The sequence below is a fragment of the Fructobacillus americanaquae genome (assembly GCF_024029775.1).
Classification (GTDB): domain Bacteria; phylum Bacillota; class Bacilli; order Lactobacillales; family Lactobacillaceae; genus Fructobacillus; species Fructobacillus americanaquae.
Map to the genome: position 1 here is coordinate 206,859 of NZ_CP097122.1, position 20,918 is coordinate 227,776.

Genomic DNA, 20,918 nt, shown 5'->3' on the forward strand with positions numbered 1-20,918 from the left:
GCTGATTAATATACTCGGCTGCTAACTAAAAGTCAATAAGAAACATAATGTTCCTTATTTTTTTTGTGTTAAACTATTTTTATGGAAAAAGAAACGCGAACAAGAAAACGTGGGTTAGCCCTCGAGCAGACAATTTACGCAGTGGCACTACGTCTCTTTGATCAAAAGGGCATTGATGCAGTCACTTTTAAAAATGTTGCGCATTACGCCAAAACATCCCGCAGTGTCTTGTATCGCCGTTGGGACTCACCATCTGCCCTCTTAGTGGATGCCGTCCACCATTGGGCACACGAAAATTCTGGATTTTCAGAGGATTTGGATACGCAATCCTTTCCCGATACTGGTAGCCTTCGTGGCGACCTGATTGAAAACGCCAGGCAAATCGAAGGCCTGCATGAACGAATCAACCAATATTTAATTAAATTTACACTTTACCAAGCCGTCAACGGTGAAACTATCAATGATGACCTTTTGAAAAAAGCGGAGGAAGGTGCCGTCGAACTCGGAACTTTGTTGGCTACTAGGGCCATCAATCGTGGTGAATTAAAGGTGATTCCCAGCAAAGAAGTCTTAATGCTCTTGGGTAATATTCGGCGCTACTACTCTTTTATCGCTACCCAGCAAGCGCCCGACCCCGAAGAATTAATTGACCAAATTGTCTTACCAGCTTGGTTAGCCAACCAGCAGTAAAATCAGCATTGACCTGCGGGCCGTTATTCCACCATCAAACAAAAACCTTTCAGAAAAACATTTCTGAAAGGTTTTGTTATTAAGAAAGGTTTGAGGCCGGCGTGCGTTCAACCGAAAGGGTATTTTGAACGATAACCGAACCAACATTAGCCCTCAGATTCAATCAACTGAGATCCTAATTCAAAATTGTGTGAATAATCAACTGGGACATCAACAACAACCGGTCCTTCTGTTGCAAAAGCTTCTGTCAAAACGGCATCAAGGTCAGCTGGCGTTTCAACCCGCAATCCCTTAGCGCCAAAGGCTTCGGCATACTTCACGATATCAATGTTACCAAAGTCAACACCGGCGGCTTGGCCATCATACTTCATTTCTTCTTGGAACTTCACCATGTCGTAATGAGCATTATCGTTCCAAACAATATGCACCGTGTTCAACTGCAAGCGGACAGCCGTCTCCAATTCCATTGCGGAGAAGAAGAAGCCACCATCGCCAGACACGGAAACTGATTTGGCATTCGGACGAACCATCGCAGCCGCCATTGCCCAAGGAAGGCCGACCCCAAGTGTCTGCATACCATTAGACGTCAAGAAGTGACGAGCGACGTATGACTTAAAGTGACGGGCCATCCAAATATAATGTGAGCCAATATCAGTCGAAACCGTCATGTCATCGGTCACGTGCTTTTGCAAAGCCTTGATGACATTCAGTGGATGGTTCAAGTTAGCTTGTGCCGGCGTGTATGATGGTTCATCTGACGCCTTCAAATCAGCCTTTAACTCTTGCAAAGTGCCCTGACTTTCAGCCGGCACCCGATAACCCGCCACCTTCTCCGTCAAGAGCGTCAATGATTGAGCCAAATTACCAACTAATTGGCGCGTTGGTACAAAGTTGTTGTCAATTTGAACTGGCGCAACATCCATTGCGACAATCTTCAAATCGTTTTCCTTGTTCCAATTGCGTGGTTCGTACTCGATGGCATCGTAGCCAACCGTCACAACCAGATCAGATTGCTTGAGCAACTTGTCCCCTGTCTGGTTACGGAAGAGACCAACCCGACCGAAGTATGATTGGGCCTCCAGTTCACGGGAAATCACACCAGCGCCCTGAAAGGTTTCAACGACAGGCAAAGGCGTTTGCTTCAATAATGTGTGCAAAGCCGCCACTGTATCGTCGTCTGAGCCACGGGCACCAACAAGCAAGACGGGCAACTTGGCCGCCTTAATTTGTTCAGCCAACCAGTCTAAATCAGTTAAGGCCGCTGCCCCCTGGCGTGGTTGGTTGACAACTGGCAATGCAGGTCTGGTCACTTCAACATCATCGACATCCTGTGGCAAAGAAACAAAGGCTGCTCCCCGCTTCATTCCGTTCGCTGCCGCAAAGGCATTAGCGATAATCTCAGAAATATTGTTTGGATCTTGAATCTCAGAACTAAACCGGGTCACGCTTTGAAACAAAGCGGCCGAATTCGTCGATTGGTGCGTCAACCGATACAAGTCACGACGAGGAACCTGACCACCGATGGCCAAAACTGAATCACTTTCTGCATTAGCAGTCATCAAGCCCGTTACCAAGTTTCCAACTCCAGGACCAGAAGTGGCAATCACAACCCCAGTCTTACCGGTAATCCGCGAAAATGCCTGGGCCATAAAGGCAGCATTTTGTTCATGACGAGTCACGATCAACTTTGGTACCCGCTGTCCTGGTTGTGGGTGCTCCAGTGTCTCGAATAAACGGTCAATCTTCGCTCCTGGAATTCCAAAAACGAGATCAACTCCGTGATTCACCAGGGAATCTGTGACAATGTCAGCACCATGTTTTTTCATTTCAAATTTTCCTTCTTTTTTATTAATTTTACAATTTTCAGTCTATGCTTTGTAACTATAAAAGTCAATTTAGTTCAAAAATTATCAATTTTTTATTTAAATATTAAAAATAAACAGTTATTTGAACCTTTTTTACGAATATCTTGATTATTTTTGCATCTTCATTCTAAAGAAAAAACATAATTTAGTATAAAAAGCCCCAACGCGGACTGCGCTGGGGCTGATTTTTAATTATTTTAGTGAAAGTAAAGCATTAAAAACGGCTTGTGGTAATTCAATATCGGACTGAGCCGCCTGACGCTTGTTCGCACTTTGACGACGAAGCAGCGCCTGCTTCTTCGAGATGCTCCGTGCCTGACCATTGACCGCAGCATTTTTACGCAGAGGTGGTACATCAACACGGGCAACCACCCGGCCCTCCACCAACGCCTGAACCGGCATCGGATAAAGGCACCTTGGAATCGTCATTTTCAATTCGTGGACCAATTGTTGCGTCTGCTCGGCCACCCGTGAGCGATGGGTCACAAAGGCTAGCGCATCGACCTGGGCATAGTTAACCTGCACGTCCACCTTGACCAAATCAGCTTCCTGATAGCCAATGGCTTCCGTACTAAACGAAGCATAACCATGTGACAACGATTTTAATTGGTTGAAGAAATCGTAGGCAATTTCGGACAAAGGCATTTGATAGACCAAGCGGACGTAATCGCCCTGGTTGCCCATATCCATAAACACACCCCGATAATCATCCGCTAATTTCATTAATTGGTTAACCGAATCGCTTGGCGTCATGATGGTTGCCTTGACCACCGGCTCCTCAACGGTTAAAATTTGGTCAAAATCAGGAAACTTGGTTGGATTGGTCACTGTCACCGTCTGAATGTCTTGGCCCTTTTGTGCCACTTGAACTCGGTAAGAAACGTTTGGGGCCGTGACGACAACCTCAATCCCAAACTCCGTTTCGAGGCGCTCTTTAATGATTTGTAGGTGAAAAATCCCTAAGAACCCAGCACGAAAGCCCGGGCCCATCGCTTCGGATTGCTCATCCCTTAATACAAGGGAGGTATCATTCAAAGCTAATTTTTGCAGCGCCTCCTGCAAGGCATTGTAGTCGTCAACTGGATAAATGCCGGCATAAACAACCGGCTGACTCTGCTGGTAACCAGGCAAGGCCGTTTTAGTTGGTTGGTTTTGGCTCGTCAACGTATCCCCAACAGTCACCTGCTTGGGATCTTTAATCCCGGTCACGACATAGCCGACTTCTCCAATGGTTAATTCGTTGACAGGCAATCGATTTGGCTGATAAATACCAACTTCTTTGGCCAACAGCTTTTGACCATTGGCCATCAATTGAAGTGCGGCACCCTTTTTCAGGGTGCCATCGATTACTCGGACCTGGGCAATCACCCCTTGAAAGGCATCATATTCGGAATCAAAGACGAGGGCCTTGAGGGGACTGTTTTCATCACCGACCGGCGCCGGCAATTCATGAACAATCGCCTCCAAAAGGTCCGCTATTCCCAAGCCCGTCTTGGCTGAAATATGGTAAATCTTTCGCTCGGCCAAAGCTGGGTCCAACTGTCTGATTTGCTCTTCGCTTTCATCAATTTGAGCACTCGCAGCATCAATTTTATTTAAGACCGGTAAAATCGGCAGTCCCAATTCATGGGCTAACCGCCAGTTCGCAACCGTTTGTGCTTGCACGCCCTGGGTTGCATCAACTAAGAGGATAACCCCATCGATTGCTGATAAACTTTTTTTGACTTCATAGTTAAAATCAACATGACCCGGTGTATCAATCAGATTTAATTGATAATCTTGGCCGTCATTGGCCCGATAAGTATTTTGCACCGTCCGTGACTTGACCGTCACGCCATGTGCTTGCTCGACTTCCATGCTATCTAATAAATGGGGCATCATTTCCCGGTCCGAAACCGTCTTGGTTTTCTCCATTAACCGATCCGATAGCGTGGACTTACCATGGTCAATGTGGGAAATAATCGCAAAATTACGAATTAATTTAAGGTTCATTGTTCAGTTTCTCCATTCGAATGCTGTGTACGTTGAATGGGGCCGAAAAGGCTTCAATCCCATTTCGTTATCAAAATGAGAAGCCAACAAGTTGAATTGTCATAATTCTTGTCTCCTTTCTCTTTAATGGTAATTATCCACCAGACAAACGATAATAACCATTCATATCATAGTCGGCGCCTGAACGATATGACCGATCTGGAGACATTGTCAGGTAGGCAATGCCCGCAGGCCAACTACACACCCTTCGATCCAGAATGCGCAACAGCGGCCAACACAAAAATTTGACACAGGCCAATCGCCCAAGGGCATAGTCACAAAGTACTTTTAGCAACCACCGTCAAAATCCCCTGCTTCGCATCGACCTTTTTCAATTAATAACCCATTTCTAAACGTCGGCCGGCTGAATAGTGGCGCACTTCAATTATTTCGATTGGAAACAAAGGCCACGACAGGATGCTTTTTCAACTGAATCCCTGTCATTGTTCATCTCTCCCACTCGGTCGAAACCATTTTCCTATTAGGATTTTAACATAGTCATTTCGCCTTTGTTAGGTTTGCCTCGAATTCTTCAAACTATAGCTTCATCCCCACCAGAATAAATGCCCTTTTACCTCAACTTATAGAATTATTCATGAAAAAAAGCAAATCAAAGCATTTTGCCTTTTTCCAAGATTAATTTTGCTTTTTGTTAAGCGTACTTATAATTTAACGTTCCTTTTAAATCAAATTATTATTTAATTTTATAATCATCTCCTTTATTTTTTATTAAAAAACTTATTAATCAAAGCATGCCAACTATGAATTAGTGATGACAGTAGGTGGGTTTTCTAGCTTCACAAACATCTGACTGGCTTGAAATGGAACTAGTCCTTCTAGCTTCCATGTTGCCCTTGTTGACCACGTGCCCACTCATCATGCCGTGGTAATGGCCTGGAAACTTGGTTGCCTGGTGTTGATCTGGATGGCCGATGATTAACAACCGCTGTTTGCCTATTAGGCGTCGGTGGAAATTCTTTTACTACCACTGTAACCACTTTTGATTCATTCCCGTAGGCATCAATTGTTTTGAACTGAATCGCTTTATTTTCTCGGATTGACACATCACCCTGATATGTTTGCCATTGCTAACCCTGATTTAATGAATAAACAATCGACAGATTGCTATTACTTGGACTATTGGCCGGCTGATTCGCTTTTTGCTGTTAGCAGCATTAGGAACAATTTACTAACGCTAAAACCAGCTTTTGCAATCGTAGGCGCTGGCAAAGTGCTTTAATAATATCGGACATTCACCTCCTTTTCAATCCGATTGCCCACGGCATCACGGATTACCAAAACCGCCCGGTTGTCACCTTCCGTCAAGTGGAAAGGCACCGAAAATTCGGTTATCCCCCAGTGTTTTTTTGTTTAAAAGTCAGGCTAAAGGTTTTCTTAGCAATCATATCGCCATTAATCATCAGTTTGTAGCCATCATAGTTGTCACCAGCCTGCCCTTTCAACTGGTAGGCCTTTTGATTAGTCTTAACTTGATAAGTTCCATCAATTAGTCGTTCTTGCATCCTTTCGTTCATAAGGTTTAGCTCCGGCAAACTGGTGTCAACGTAGAGTCTCAAGCCACCATCAACCAAAGTTTGACCACCAGCAATCAGTTGAATTGGCACCACAGTTTTGGCATTTGGCTTCGCCTCTACTACCGTTTGAAATGCTAACGTTTGCGGATCGACCGCTACTGCAAGGCGCTTCCCTTGGCTTTCACCAATCAATAGCTGATCCACTGCTTGCCGCAGGTGATCACTAATCGTGAACTTTTGTGTTTGCTGGTTATAGTATCGTGTTTGAGCAGTCACTGTATTTACAAACAAATTAATAAAATGCTCAAATGCCAAAATTTGAATCCGATTCTTTTGGTCTGCATGAAATCCCTAAAGATGGTCTGGACTCATCGGCAACAATAATTGTTGACGGAGCTGGTGTTTTTCCTGCAATGGCTGGTCAACAATTGTCAAAAGCCCATTAACAACGAAACCAATTCGGCCAAAAGTATCAATATCACTCAAGTCGTCCGTCAATCCAGCAGCCCAAACTTCCTTAATATTGTTCTCTCGCTCGTTTCGCCGCACGCGCCTTGCTACTGGGTTTTGTTGGCGTTGCAATCCAGCGACTAGGGTCTTTTATTCTTGCAAAGATGCTGGTGGCTGATCAAATTCAACCATATCTGATTGGTCATAAATTGAAATAAAACGTTAATCTACCTCTGTTTAATTTTAAAATAAAAAAGCACAGCACCACATCTTCCATGTGTTAACTGCACTTTTTAATTCAGAGATTAAAACAATCCCATTAGTATTTTTTTACTTATCTTCCTTACGACGCTTATTAGCCTGACCAAGGAAGAAACCAGTTATAGAAGCCAACAGCGCACTTGTGATAAGTGCTCCATCGCGATTTTCATCTGTTTCACTAGTTTGTGGCAAGACAGAAGTAGTCACTTGCTTTTCGGCATATTGTTCTTGTACCTTCCGCTGGTATGCAGCTTCGAGCTGAGCTGTACCATAATATTGACCAACCATAATATCATCCGCATTCAAAGCACCATTAACTTGAGCCTTGGCTTTAGCAACGGCATCAGCAACAAGTTGGTAATCCAAATCCTTTTGCGTTTGAGTCAAGCGACTATCATTGGCAATCTGTGCCCGAATTTGGTCTGCCTTCTGATCGATAGCTGAAAGTGCTTCAGCTTTTTGCTCAACTAACGGCTTCCCCAGTTGATGAAGATTTTTAAGGTTATCCAAAGTTTGATTAGCCACATCCAATCGATCCTGATACTTAGTTAATCCAGCAATCTTTGCCTTTGTCTCAGCGACAAAATTATCAACCGCCTGTTGTTGTAAAGCCTTATCAGCAGCCTTAAGCGTTACATCAGCATCAATTTCAGCCTTAATCTTCGCTGCCTGGTCATCAATTTGGACGTTGAGATCATTTTCTTGTTGGGCAGGTGTCTTCGTTGAACTCACATGTCCTTGATTAATTGCCTTAACAACAGTTGAACCGATCGGAATTTCGTTAACCGTTGAAACATCTTGACCATTATCAACGTCAGTTACTGCTTGCTGCAAAGCAACATCAACAGCATCTTTTTGAGCTTGCTTTTCAGCATTACTCAAGTTATCGTCGTCATCAATAGCTGACTTTGTTGCTGATGCATTTTCTTGCAGTTTAGCTCGAGCATTAACCTTTGATTGATTTAAGTTTTCAAAGGCTATTGCAACCGTTGGTACAAAGTCAACAACCCCTTGAGCGTTAGTCTGAGAATTCAACTTAGCAATCGCATCTTGTGCTTGTTGTTTCAAAACGGCAATCTGCCGATCCTTAGCATCGGCATCTAACTTTGTATTGGCATTCACTTCATCAATAGCCTTTTGTTCAGCAGCATTAATCGTAGCGATACCTGCTTGCTTGCGTTCTGTCAAAGGAGTTACACCTGAAAAATCAGTTGCTGTCTTGACGGCATTGTTAAAGGCAGCTGTCTCCGACGCTCCTTTGATTTCATCTGGTGTCACTGCCTGATCGATGGCATCACTAGCTGCTTGATGAGCCTTAACCAGATCATTGATTCGATTCTGTTTTTCAGAATCCGTCAAATCACTATTATTTTGAATTGTGGCCTTCGCATCATTGTATGCCTTATCTTCTACATGATGAGCATCCGTTTTGGCATTATTCAACGAATTAAATACTGGTAAATTAGCAGCCTTGGCCACATCTACGTCCGTGGCCTTTGTCGCAGCAGCAATCTGCTCCTGTGCAGTGTTCAATGCTTGATCAATAGCCTGCTTTTGAGCTTTTTTTTGAGCGTCACTCAAAGCTTGATTAGAATCAACTGTGTCCTTAGCCCGATCTGCCTCATCTTGAAGTGCTTTCTGTGCATCACTCTTACGATCTGCTAAGGTTTGCACACCAGCATCAGATATTGCATTGTTCAATGCCTCAGGGAAAGTAGAAGAATTATGTGCTGCATCGACACCAGACAAATCAGTAGCTGTATTAACTCCATCATGAACGTCTTGAAGCGCCTTATTAACTGCTGCTACTCGTGCTGCCTTTTCATCATCTGTAAATGCTGAATTAGAGTTAATCGTCTCTATGGCCTTCTGAGCTTGAGCATCTAAATCCGCCAAGGCATCCGTTTTATTCTTGTTCAAGTTCTCAACGTTGTTCACCGCGTTAGAGAGCATTTTATTTAAGTCATCAGCACTTGTCTGAGCATTCAAATTAGCTGTGCCATCAGACAAAGCCTTATCCAATGCCTGCTTTTGAGCATCCTCGTCAGGACCTGTTAATGCCCCTTTCGCTTGGTTAACTGCTTCAGTCAGCTTTTCAATGGCAGCCTTTGTTTGATCAGCTAATGATGGCACCTGACCAGCTTGCTTAGCAATGTCTGCTAACTTATTGACATAATCACTACCATTGGCTACTGCCTGGGCAGCAGTTGTTGGATCCGTTGCCTGGTTAATAGCATCCTGTGCCGCATTCTTTGCTTGATCAATTTGCTGATTGAAAGCGTCCTTTTGCGCTTGCGTCAAAGCTGAATTGTTATCAATTGCAGTGTGCGCATCCGTTGCTTTCTGTACCGCACTAGCATCATCAGCCGTCTTATCCAGGTTCATTAAGGCTGTTTCTCCAGCATTTTGTGCCTGGTTGATACCATCAGCTGTGTTTGTCTTTGCAATCGCATCCTTTGCCTGACCTGCAACCGTATCCAAGGCCGCTTTTTGAGCTGTCTTATCAGCATCACTCAAATTCTTATCGGCATCAACCTTAGCTTTAGCTGCCATGTTGGCATCATCAATAGCCTTGGCAGCTGTTGCTTGTTGGTCTGCAACAGATGGCACCTGACCAGCTTGCTTAGCAATGTCTGCTAACTTATTGACATAATCACTACCATTGGCTACTGCCTGGGCAGCAGTTGTTGGATCCGTTGCCTGGTTAATAGCATCCTGTGCCGCATTCTTTGCTTGATCAATTTGCTGATTGAAAGCGTCCTTTTGCGCTTGCGTCAAAGCTGAATTGTTATCAATTGCAGTGTGCGCATCCGTTGCTTTCTGTGCCGCACTAGCATCATCAGCCGTCTTATCCAGGTTCATTAAGGCTGTTTCTCCAGCATTTTGTGCCTGGTTGATACCATCAGCTGTGTTTGCCTTTGCAATCGCATCCTTTGCCTGACCTGCAACCGTATCCAAGGCCGCTTTTTGAGCTGTCTTATCAGCATCACTCAAATTCTTATCGGCATCAACCTTAGCTTTAGCTGCCATGTTGGCATCATCAATAGCCTTGGCAGCTGTTGCTTGTTGGTCTGCAACAGATGGCACCTGACCAGCTTGCTTAGCAATGTCTGCTAACTTATTGACATAATCACTACCATTGGCTACTGCCTGGGCAGCAGTTGTTGGATCCGTTGCCTGGTTAATAGCATCCTGTGCCGCATTCTTTGCTTGATCAATTTGCTGATTGAAAGCGTCCTTTTGCGCTTGCGTCAAAGCTGAATTGTTATCAATTGCAGTGTGCGCATCCGTTGCTTTCTGTGCCGCACTAGCATCATCAGCCGTCTTATCCAGGTTCATTAAGGCTGTTTCTCCAGCATTTTGTGCCTGGTTGATACCATCAGCTGTGTTTGCCTTTGCAATCGCATCCTTTGCCTGACCTGCAACCGTATCCAAGGCCGCTTTTTGAGCTGTCTTATCAGCATCACTCAAATTCTTATCGGCATCAACCTTAGCTTTAGCTGCCATGTTGGCATCATCAATAGCCTTGGCAGCTGTTGCTTGTTGGTCTGCAACAGATGGCACCTGACCAGCTTGCTTAGCAATGTCTGCTAACTTATTGACATAATCACTACCATTGGCTACTGCCTGGGCAGCAGTTGTTGGATCCGTTGCCTGGTTAATAGCATCCTGTGCCGCATTCTTTGCTTGATCAATTTGCTGATTGAAAGCGTCCTTTTGCGCTTGCGTCAAAGCTGAATTGTTATCAATTGCAGTGTGCGCATCCGTTGCTTTCTGTGCCGCACTAGCATCATCAGCCGTCTTATCCAGGTTCATTAAGGCTGTTTCTCCAGCATTTTGTGCCTGGTTGATACCATCAGCTGTGTTTGCCTTTGCAATCGCATCCTTTGCCTGACCTGCAACCGTATCCAAGGCCGCTTTTTGAGCTGTCTTATCAGCATCACTCAAATTCTTATCGGCATCAACCTTAGCTTTAGCTGCCATGTTGGCATCATCAATAGCCTTGGCAGCTGTTGCTTGTTGGTCTGCAACAGATGGCACCTGACCAGCTTGCTTAGCAATGTCTGCTAACTTATTGACATAATCACTACCATTGGCTACTGCCTGGGCAGCAGTTGTTGGATCCGTTGCCTGGTTAATAGCATCCTGTGCCGCATTCTTTGCTTGATCAATTTGCTGATTGAAAGCGTCCTTTTGCGCTTGCGTCAAAGCTGAATTGTTATCAATTGCAGTGTGCGCATCCGTTGCTTTCTGTGCCGCACTAGCATCATCAGCCGTCTTATCCAGGTTCATTAAGGCTGTTTCTCCAGCATTTTGTGCCTGGTTGATACCATCAGCTGTGTTTGTCTTTGCAATCGCATCCTTTGCCTGACCTGCAACCGTATCCAAGGCCGCTTTTTGAGCTGTCTTATCAGCATCACTCAAATTCTTATCGGCATCAACCTTAGCTTTAGCTGCCATGTTGGCATCATCAATAGCCTTGGCAGCTGTTGCTTGTTGGTCAGTCAATGATGTTATACCGGAAAAGTTTGTTGCAGCCTTAATAGCATTATCAAAGCCTGATCCACTTGCCGGCACTCCTGAAATTACACTAGCATCAGTTGCCGAATCGATAGTATTCTCTGCAGTCGTCTTAGCTGCTTCGATTTGAGCAATGCGGTCTTTCTTTTGATCAGCTGTCAAATCATTATTATTGTTAATTTTTGTTTCTGCATTTTGAACTGCTGTGTTGACAGCAATGTAAGCCCCCAGCTTTTCAGCATTCAAGTTATTAACAATATTTTGTCCATCTGACAACGCTTGATTCACAGCATCGGCATCCGTTGCTGAATTAATCTTTTTGATGGCAGCGTCAGCTGCGTCTTGAATTGCTTGCTTTTGAGCAGCCTTTTGGGCGTCAGTCAAATAATTGTTGTTAATATCATTATTTGCGTGATTTACTTGTGCGTCCAAATTTGTTTTAGCTTGGGAAGCCGCATTCATCAAAGCATTTTCAGCATCTTTTTGCCGATCAGGCAATGGTTTCCCAGCGACGTAGCTACCAGCAATTATTCCTTGCGCCTTCGATACAGTATCAGCAATCACTTGAGCTGAACCACTGGCAATAGCATTCTTAGCATCTTCTACAGCTTTGTCAACATTGGCACTTTGAGTCGCCTTTTCTGTTTTGCTCAAGTTTGCATCAGAAGCAATTTTTCCCTTAGTATCAGCGGCAGTCTGGTCAATCGCAGCATTAGCATTTTTGCGCTGAGTGTCAATAGGCGTCACCCCATTGTCTGAAGTTGCTTGTGAAATGGCTGTATCTATGTCAGTACTACCAGCCAAGCTATTAACAGTCGCAGCATCTATAGCCTGGTCAATTTGGTCAGTAACCTTCTTTAAGGCATCATTGACTTGAGCAATCCGTGTGGCTTTGTCAGCATCAGTCAAATTTTGATTACCGTTAATCGTCGCAACAGCACTATTGGCCTTGTTTGTCAACGTACTATAAGCCGACGGCTTCGCTGTATCTAAATCAGTCAAACTTTTAATGCCAGAAGTTTGAGCCGTATTAATATCATCAGCACTAGTTTTAGTCCCAATATTGTTCTTAGCATTATTGGCAACTTTCTGCAAAGCGGCTTTTTGAGCGGCCTTTTGTGCATCACTCAATGCCGAATTAGCATCAACCGCTGCCTGCGACTTCGCCAACTGAGTATCAATCGCATCTTGAGCATTCTTGATTTGCGTTGCTAAAGTGGTGCCCGGTTGGTAAGCTGTTGCAATTGCGTTATCCTGTGACGTGTCCGCGATCACGCTAGCAACATCATCCGAATCCATGGCATTGTTCAAATTATTTGAAATCGTATCAACTGCATCATTAACCTGCTTGGATTGAGCATCTTTCTGGGATTGAGTCAACGTTGGATCGTTAGCAATGTCATTCAAAATCTGACCCACATTGTGTGCATCTTTATATTGTTGCAAGGCTGTAGCACGCTGTTTATCAATCGAAACGCTGTTAGCCTTATTTTTGGCAGCAACATCTTTATCAATGGTTTGCAATTTATTAACGAAATCATCGTTTACGGTGACGTTATCAATAGCTGATTGCTCAGCTTTTTTCTGCTTATCTGACAATGCTGATTGATTAACGGCATTCGTTGAATTTTGCTTCATTTGAGTAATTAACGTGTTATTGAATTTTTCACCAAAATCAGCATATCCCAAGGTACGAACGACAGAGAAAATGGCGTGATAACCAGTAGTCCCCGTATCAGATGAAAACATCGCCGTGATTTGGTCATCTGGTTCAACCTTAACAGGGTCAATTTGTACCGTTAAAGTAGATGTTCCACCAACGTTTCCGCCAGCACTAAATTGGTTACTATAAACACCATTTTGTGCTATCAAGGTCGTGTTCGACCCATTGGCAGCCAACAAATTGGGATTACCAGTCTTTGCTGCCAAAGAATTTGAAAAGCCCATGTCAAAATAGGAAGTACGACCAGAACCACCAGTTGTTAACAACGGAACATTCAAAGTAGCCGTTAAAGTATATTTACCAGTTGATTGATCATAACTCAAACCAGAAAATTGAAAATTTGATTCATTTGCCAATCGTGGAATTTCGGTAGATGCGTAACCCCACGTCATTTGGGAGCTTTTTGGTACAGACGATTGATTAGGTGTCTCAGCATAACGTTTGTAATATTCAGTATTTTGACCAAACCAATAGTTCGACGACGTATCAGCGGCATGGGCTGTAATGCTCTGCCCAAAGTCAAGCACTGTATTATTTGACACAATCTGGGCCGTCCCGATGAGAGCAAACGTTGCCAACCCTGCCACCAGCCACTGCTTTCCAGCTTTGTACATTTTAAAATGCTTTTCTTCTTGAAATTTATTTTTTCTAGTATCCAATTCAACGCCTCCAAGACATATTAATATCATAGTACAAAGGTAATTATAGCTTAAATTTCAAATAATTATAATAAAACGACATTGTTTTTTTGAATGATTCTGGCAGTCTTCAATACTAAAGTATTATCTATGTACTAAACGCTTTAAGCCAGAACCCCATAAATATCAACTCTTAAAAACACAGAATTGTTAAAATTCTGATGATATGGCATATATTTTTCTAAACATTGTTCGTAATATCATTCTAAATAACAAACTTAACGTTTTTTTAAGTTCAAAAATACCTATTTTTTAGAATCCAAAACAATTTATTTTTTTAGTTTAAATAAAAAGAAAGTAAAACCCACAGCTAAAAAACTGAAAATTTCACTTACTATACGAATTATTTAGAATATGAATGATTACTAAGCCAAACCCAAGCGCTTAAAAATGGCGGCAACTTGGCTCAAGTGATAATGATAGTCAAAGGCGTCATCAATTTGTGCTTGTGACAAGTGGGTACTAATTATTGGATCCCCTTCAACCAACTCCTTAAATGATCGGCCTTCATCCCATGACCGTGCTGTCAACGGTTGAACCAAATCATAGGCAGTTTCCCGGGCCATCCCCGTCTCAATCAACTTCAACAAGACACGTTGACTATAGATCAAACCATATGTCAAATCCATGTTGGCCTTCATTCGTTCTGGGAAGACAGTCAAGGTATCGATAATCTTCATAAAACGGTTCAACATATAGTCCAACAAGGATGTGCTGTCTGGCAAAATCATCCGTTCGGCTGAAGAGTGTGAAATATCCCGTTCATGCCACAAAGGAATGTTTTCGTAGGCAGTCAACATTTGACCCCGAACGACGCGTGCCAAACCGCAGATGTTCTCCGAACCAATTGGATTACGTTTATGTGGCATTGCTGATGAGCCCTTTTGACCCTTGGCAAATTTTTCTTCAACTTCATGAATTTCGGAGCGTTGTAATGACCGAATTTCCACAGCAAACCCTTCCATGCTAGAAGCAATCAAGGCCAATGTCGCCATGTAGTCGGCATGCAAATCCCGTGGCAAAACTTGTGATGAAATTTCTTGTGCATGCAAGCCTAAGCGTTCGCAGACATACTGTTCAATTTCAGGTGGAATGTTAGCAAAAGTTCCCACAGCACCAGAAATTTTACCAGCTTCGACACCTCGGGCTGCCGTCTTGAATCGAACCAAATTCCGCTCCATTTCAGAATAGAAACGAGCAATCTTCAAACCAAAAGTGGTTGGCTCAGCTTGGACCCCATGTGTCCGACCAATCATGACCGTATCCCGATGTTCAATTGCCTTTTTTTTCAAAACTGCAATGAATTTTTCCAGGTCTTGCTCTAAGATGGCGTTAGCCTGCTTCAGACGGACACCATAAGCAGTGTCAACAACGTCCGTACTCGTGACACCGAAGTGAATCCACTTCTTTTCAGCCCCCAAAGATTCTGAAACTGTTCGAGTAAAAGCAACAATGTCGTGATGGGTGACCGCCTCAATTTCTTCAATGCGGGCAACATCAAAGGTGGCATTTTGACGAATCTTTTCAACATCTTCGGCTGGAATTTCACCCAACTTTGACCAGGCTTCATCAATGGCAATTTCAACATCCAACCAAGTTTGGTACTGATTTTGTAAGGACCAAATCTCACGCATGGCTGGTCGACTATAACGGTCTAACATTTTGACTCTCCTTTTTTATCAAACGTGCACATGTATTATACAAAAATTTAGGGATAAATACGAACTATTTATTAAATAAATAATTTTTATGCAGAATCCGAACATTAAAACCGTTTTTTTTCCTGATTCGATCTTGATTTTATGAACATTTCCCCGTATACTTGCCTGTGGTCGAAAAAGGCCAATAAATGATAAAAGAGGTAAACCATGTCTTCAATCGTGATTGCCGGCGCCCAATGGGGTGACGAAGGAAAAGGTAAAATTACAGACTTTCTCAGTCAGAAATCCGACTTCGTTGTCCGCTACGCGGGTGGCGACAACGCTGGCCATACATTGGTCATCGATGGTAAAAAACTCCACGTACAGTTGATTCCCTCAGGAATTTTCTTGCATCAGGTTACCAATGTAATTGGTACCGGTGTTGTGGTCAACCCAGAAACACTATTTAATGAAATTAACTATTTAAAGGAAAACGGTGTCACCGTTCATAACTTGAAGGTTTCTTCAAGAGCCCAAGTGATTATGCCTTATCATCCCCTTTTTGATGCTTTGCAAGAAGGTTTAAAGGAAGAAAAGATTGGAACGACCCACAAGGGAATCGGACCTGCCTACCAGGATAAGTTGGATCGAATTGGGATCCGCATTGCTGATTTGCTTGAACCAAAGGTTTTGGAAAAGCGCTTAAAGCAAGCACTGAAGGTGAAGAACTTGTTCTTGACCAAGGTTTATGACCGCGAACCCCTTGATTTTGATAAAATCTTCAACCAATACAAGGAATACGGCGAAAAGTTGCGTCCCTTTGTGGCCGACACTTCCTATTTAATTAACGAAGCTTTGGACAACGACAAGCGCGTTTTGTTCGAAGGCGCCCAGGGCATCATGTTGGACATCGACCATGGTACTTATCCATTCGTTACATCGTCTAACCCAATTGCTGGTGGTGCTGCCGTCGGTGCCGGAATTGGTCCAAACCGGATTGACCAAGTTGTTGGTGTTGCCAAGGTCTATTGCTCTCGTGTTGGTGAAGGTCCCTTCCCAACTGAATTGTTCGATGAAGTTGGCAATACCATCCGCGACGTCGCCCACGAATATGGCGTTGTCACGGGTCGTCCCCGCCGAATCGGTTGGTTGGACACGGTCGCTTTGCGTCATGCCAAGCGTGTTTCTGGCTTGACACAGCTTTCCTTGAACTGCTTGGATGTCTTGTCTGGCTTTGAAACCGTTAAGGTGGCCACACACTACAAGTTGGATGGCCAGGTCATCGACCACTACCCTGCTTCCGAAGCTGATTTGGAACGCTGCGAACCAGTTTATGAAGAATTGCCTGGTTGGTCAGAAGACATCACCAAGGCCAAGTCACTTGAGGACTTGCCTGAAAACGCTCGCAACTACTTGAAGCGCGTGTGCGAAATCGTTGACTTGCCTTTGGCAACCTTTGCCGTTGGTCCAGACCGCGATGCCACAAACGTCTTAACTGATTTGTGGGAAAGCAACTAAAGAACTACTTGGCGACAGTGTCCTGCCGGCCTGACCGGTATGGTCGGACTGCAAGCTCTGTCGCCTTTTTCTTTGCTGATATTGCTTTAATCTAGTCTTGCTAGACTAAAGCACCAGCAGAAACGGAGATTATGTTATGAAAACCTTTGATTACGATGCTATTCGTCTTTTACCTAAAAAATCAGTCTTGAAGTCTCGCCTTGAAGCCGATACTTCTGTAACTCTTGGAAACCACACCTTCAAGTTGCCCGTTATGCCAGCCAACATGGCCACGGTTATCGATGAAAACTTGGCCGAATGGTTAGCTTCCAATGGCTACTTCTACGTGATGCACCGCTTCCAACCCGAAACGCGCTTTGACTTCGTTCAAAACATCCAATCTAAGGGCTTGATTGCGTCCATTAGTCTTGGGATTACGGATGGCGAATACGCCTTAATTGATCAATTCAAGGAAGCACAAATCACACCGGACTACATCACCATCGATGTTGCCCACGGTCATTCCGACTATGTCATCAAGATGGTGACTTATATTAAGGAAAACTTGCCAGATGCCTTCTTGATTGTTGGTAACTTGGGAACACCAGAAGCCATCGTTGAAATCGAAGCTGCCGGTGCCGATGCAACCAAGGTCGGAATCGGACCTGGTAAGGCCTGCATCACCAAGGACAAGACTGGCTTTGGAACCAATGGGTGGCAATTAGCCGCCATCGCCCAATGCGCCCAGGTAGCCACTAAGCCAATCATCGCCGATGGTGGTATCCGCCACAACGGCGACATCGCTAAGTCAATTCGCTTTGGCGCAACAATGGTCATGGTCGGTTCAATGTTTGCCGGTCACGATGAAACGCCTGGTGACTTGATTGAACAGGATGGCAAGACTTACAAGGCTTACTTTGGTTCTGCTTCAGCTTACCAAAAGGGTCACTCCCACAATGTGGAAGGTCGCAAGTTGTTGGTGCCTTACAAGGGCCCTATCCAAAACACTTTGACCGAAATGGAAGAAGACATCCAGTCAGCGATTTCTTATGCCGGTGGTCGTGATTTGAACAGCCTTAAGACAGTCGACTACGTTGTCCTAACTGACTATTAATCTAACTCTTCCTCGCCCTCGCCTCGCTGATGCTGAGTACACTGGCGACGAAATGATGAAAGCAAAAAATGATTGCAGCCCCTATGGCTACAATCATTTTTATTTTATCTATATTAATTTTGCAAGAACTTTAAGATGTCTTGATCAACGGTCTGATTTTCATGAAGCTTTGAGTGTTGACCACCTGCCCCTTCAATCAGCGTTTCCTGATAAGTACTTGGCTGACGTACAAAGTACTTCAAGGCCTTGGACGAATTGTTATAAACGGTCGTATCAGAGGCGGAACCACCAGTCGAATTACCGTAGATATTCAAGACCTTCGTCGAGTGGTTTTGATAGTAAGCCGTCAGACCCGCTAAGCGGTTAAAGATTTCGGTCTTCGTTTGCGGCTCACCTTCGGCACTTAACGGTGAATTTGACTGCGGGTTAGCTAAAATCAGCCCGTTGTACGTCCCGGCAATCGAGATTTGGCGGACCACCTTCGGCAGGTCGTGACCATTATCAGCTGCATTCATCAGGTAAAAAGCAATCGCCATATTTCCCATCGAATGACCAATCAGGTTGACGGACCGAATTCCTTGCTGACTCAGCTTGGTCATAATGGTCGTGACCCACTTGGCCGTTTGGTTAAAGTCTTGGCTCTTATTGTTATCAAACTGGACCAAGATAATCGGATTTTTGTCACCGGGGGCAATCGTCTTATCCATGGTGACTGTGCCGTCTTTGGCAACCGTTACATTAATTCGTCGGTTGGAATAATCATGGTCCACCAAGTACTGGCTCATCGACTTTTCGGCATTGCGGCTGGAACCATAGCCGTGAAAGAAGACCGTGGCCTCCTTTGGTCGCTGGCCATTCTGCTCGGACAAGGTTGGACTCATTTTGGCACCAACCAGATAAAAGACCACCCCGATTGCCACTAGCGCAACCAGAATGCCCCAAAACAACTTCTTTTTAAACACTGAAACTCCTTCCAAGATTCCTCATTTGATGTCTAAAATTATACCGCTCTTATCAACGAAAAGTAAGCTTTTAAAGTTCGAACCCCTTTTATTTCACAGCTGATTTTCTTTATAATGGCGTGGTAGATTCAATTTTCAACCGAAAAACAAATTGGAGGTTTTTAAATGACAACAAGCGCGATTAAATGGTGGCAAAAGGCCGTCGTTTATCAGATTTACCCTCGTTCGTTTCAGGATTCGAACGGCGATGGGATTGGTGATTTGAAGGGTATTCAGGAGCGTCTGAGTTAGGTTTCCAAATTAGGAGCGGACGTGATCTGGCTCAATCCAATCTACCAATCACCCAACAAGGATAACGGCTATGATATTTCGGATTATCAAGCCATCAACCCAGAATTTGGGACGATGCAGGACTTCGATAATTTATTGGCCGCTGCACACGCTCGCGATATCAAAATCGTGATGGACTTGGTGGTCAACCATTCATCTGACCAGCACAAATGGTTTATCGAAAGCCGGTCAAGCAAGGATAATGACAAGCGCGACTTTTACATTTGGCGCGACCCCGTTGATGGTCATGAACCAAACAACTGGTCCTCTTTCTTCTCGGGTTCAGCCTGGAAGTTTGACGAAAAAAGTGGTCAATACTACCTCCACCTCTTCGTTGAGGGCCAACCTGATTTGAACTGGAAAAAATGACGAACTCCGCGACCAAGTTTATCAAATGATGAACTGGTGGGTCGACAAGGGAATCGATGGCTTCCGGATGGACGTGATTTCGATGATTTCAAAGCCAGGTGGATTGCCGGATGCACCATTGCCCGACGGCAATACCTACGCTAATCCGGTTTCATTGACCGCTAACGGCCCTCACGTGCACGAATACTTGCGGGAAATGCGACAAAAGGTGTTGAACAATGCTGATTTGATGACCGTTGGTGAAACTTCTGGTGTCGACATTAAACATGCCCGCAAGTATGCTGGCATCGACGGCAGCAAACTAAACATGGTCTTCCAGTTCGAGCACATGGGTCTTGATGACAACCCCAACCCAGCACTGGGCAAGTGGGATAACCAGCCGGTTTCATTGGTCAAGCTCAAGGACAACTTGAGCAAGTGGCAAACGGAACTGGAGGGCAATAGCTGGAATACCCTTTACTGGGATAACCACGATCAGCCTCGCATCGTCAGCCGCTTTGGGAACGATTCTGCCGAATACCGAGTAGTTTCAGCCAAGATGCTCGCCACCCTTTTGCACTTCATGCAGGGAACGTCTTACATCTACCAGGGTGAGGAATTGGGGATAACTAATGCCTATAACCTGGGCTGGGACGATTTCGATGATATCGAAATTATCAACGGTGGGAAGTTCATTGTCGACAAGGAAAAATTAGTTGACAACGACACCATGCTCGATTACGTCCACTATAAGGGACGTGATAACGCGCGGACACCAATGCAGTGGACGGCCGGAAAAAAACGCCGGCTTCACCGACGGTACACCTTGGCTGAAGTTGAATGACAACTTCGAGACCATCAATGCGACCGCTGCTTTGGCCGACGATAATTCGGTCTTTTACCACTATCAAAAGCTGATTCAGCTCCGCCATGACCTTGACCTCATTACTACCGGTCACTACGAATTGATTGACCCGGCCGATGACCAGGTCTACGCGTACAAGCGAATTGGTGACGACCAAGAACTCTTGATTATTAACAACTTCACCGACCAGTACCTAGAACGCGATTACCCCGTTCCTGCCGATGCCCAGTTGCTCATCAGCAATTACCAAGATGACTTGGGTCTCAAATTGCGACCATACGAAGCTAAGACCTATTTGTATAACCGCTAAAGATTTAACAAAGACCCTCGACCTACATGAAACGAACAAAAAGAACCAAAGATACGACAAATTGTCGATCTTTGGTTC

General features: G+C 44.4%; 10 protein-coding genes and 1 pseudogene. 4 read left to right on the top strand and 7 right to left on the bottom strand.

Going from position 1 to position 20,918, the window contains the following annotated elements; genetic code table 11:
* Window positions 1–81: 81 nt before the first annotated feature.
* Complete coding sequence (locus M3M36_RS00875) at window positions 82–690, top strand: TetR/AcrR family transcriptional regulator (protein ID WP_059393047.1); 609 nt, start codon at window positions 82–84, stop codon at window positions 688–690.
* A gap of 146 nt (window positions 691–836) precedes the next feature.
* On the opposite strand, the gene alsS is transcribed toward M3M36_RS00875, so the two are convergent.
* The 6 genes from alsS to purB all read right to left on the bottom strand — a co-directional run bounded on the left by alsS (window position 837) and on the right by purB (window position 15,435).
* The gene (alsS, locus tag M3M36_RS00880; RefSeq protein ID WP_252773995.1) at window positions 837–2,516 is read right to left on the bottom strand and encodes an acetolactate synthase AlsS; all 1,680 of its coding nucleotides are present in this window, start codon (window positions 2,514–2,516) and stop codon (window positions 837–839) included.
* Window positions 2,517–2,747: 231 nt separating this feature from the next.
* The gene (gene lepA, locus M3M36_RS00885; RefSeq protein ID WP_252773996.1) at window positions 2,748–4,547 is read right to left on the bottom strand and encodes a translation elongation factor 4; all 1,800 of its coding nucleotides are present in this window, start codon (window positions 4,545–4,547) and stop codon (window positions 2,748–2,750) included.
* A gap of 1,388 nt (window positions 4,548–5,935) precedes the next feature.
* Window positions 5,936–6,436 (bottom strand): phospholipase D-like domain-containing protein, encoded by a 501-nt coding sequence (locus M3M36_RS00890; protein ID WP_252773997.1) that lies wholly within the window; start codon window positions 6,434–6,436, stop codon window positions 5,936–5,938.
* A gap of 36 nt (window positions 6,437–6,472) precedes the next feature.
* Window positions 6,473–6,703, bottom strand: a complete 231-nt coding sequence (locus tag M3M36_RS00895) for a hypothetical protein (RefSeq protein WP_252773998.1) — start codon at window positions 6,701–6,703, stop codon at window positions 6,473–6,475.
* 198 nt (window positions 6,704–6,901) lie between these two features.
* Window positions 6,902–13,765 (bottom strand): DUF1542 domain-containing protein, encoded by a 6,864-nt coding sequence (locus tag M3M36_RS00900; RefSeq protein WP_256470334.1) that lies wholly within the window; start codon window positions 13,763–13,765, stop codon window positions 6,902–6,904.
* A 374-nt stretch (window positions 13,766–14,139) separates the two neighbouring features.
* On the bottom strand, window positions 14,140–15,435 hold the full coding sequence (purB, locus tag M3M36_RS00905; RefSeq protein WP_252774000.1) for an adenylosuccinate lyase: 1,296 nt from the start codon (window positions 15,433–15,435) through the stop codon (window positions 14,140–14,142).
* A gap of 207 nt (window positions 15,436–15,642) precedes the next feature.
* Here purB and M3M36_RS00910 point away from each other — a divergent pair, with 207 nt between their 5' ends.
* Both M3M36_RS00910 and M3M36_RS00915 read left to right on the top strand, forming a co-directional pair.
* Window positions 15,643–16,932 (top strand): adenylosuccinate synthase, encoded by a 1,290-nt coding sequence (locus tag M3M36_RS00910; RefSeq protein WP_252774001.1) that lies wholly within the window; start codon window positions 15,643–15,645, stop codon window positions 16,930–16,932.
* 136 nt (window positions 16,933–17,068) lie between these two features.
* Entirely contained in the window at window positions 17,069–18,025 is a 957-nt protein-coding gene (locus M3M36_RS00915; RefSeq protein WP_252774002.1) for a GMP reductase, read from the top strand.
* Between the two features lie 113 nt (window positions 18,026–18,138).
* Here the strand turns inward: M3M36_RS00915 and M3M36_RS00920 are convergent, their stop codons facing one another.
* Window positions 18,139–18,987, bottom strand: a complete 849-nt coding sequence (locus M3M36_RS00920; RefSeq protein ID WP_252774003.1) for an alpha/beta hydrolase — start codon at window positions 18,985–18,987, stop codon at window positions 18,139–18,141.
* A 165-nt stretch (window positions 18,988–19,152) separates the two neighbouring features.
* Between M3M36_RS00920 and M3M36_RS00925 the strand changes: the two are divergent.
* Window positions 19,153–20,840, top strand: a pseudogene (locus M3M36_RS00925) (glycoside hydrolase family 13 protein).
* Window positions 20,841–20,918 lie beyond the last annotated feature (78 nt).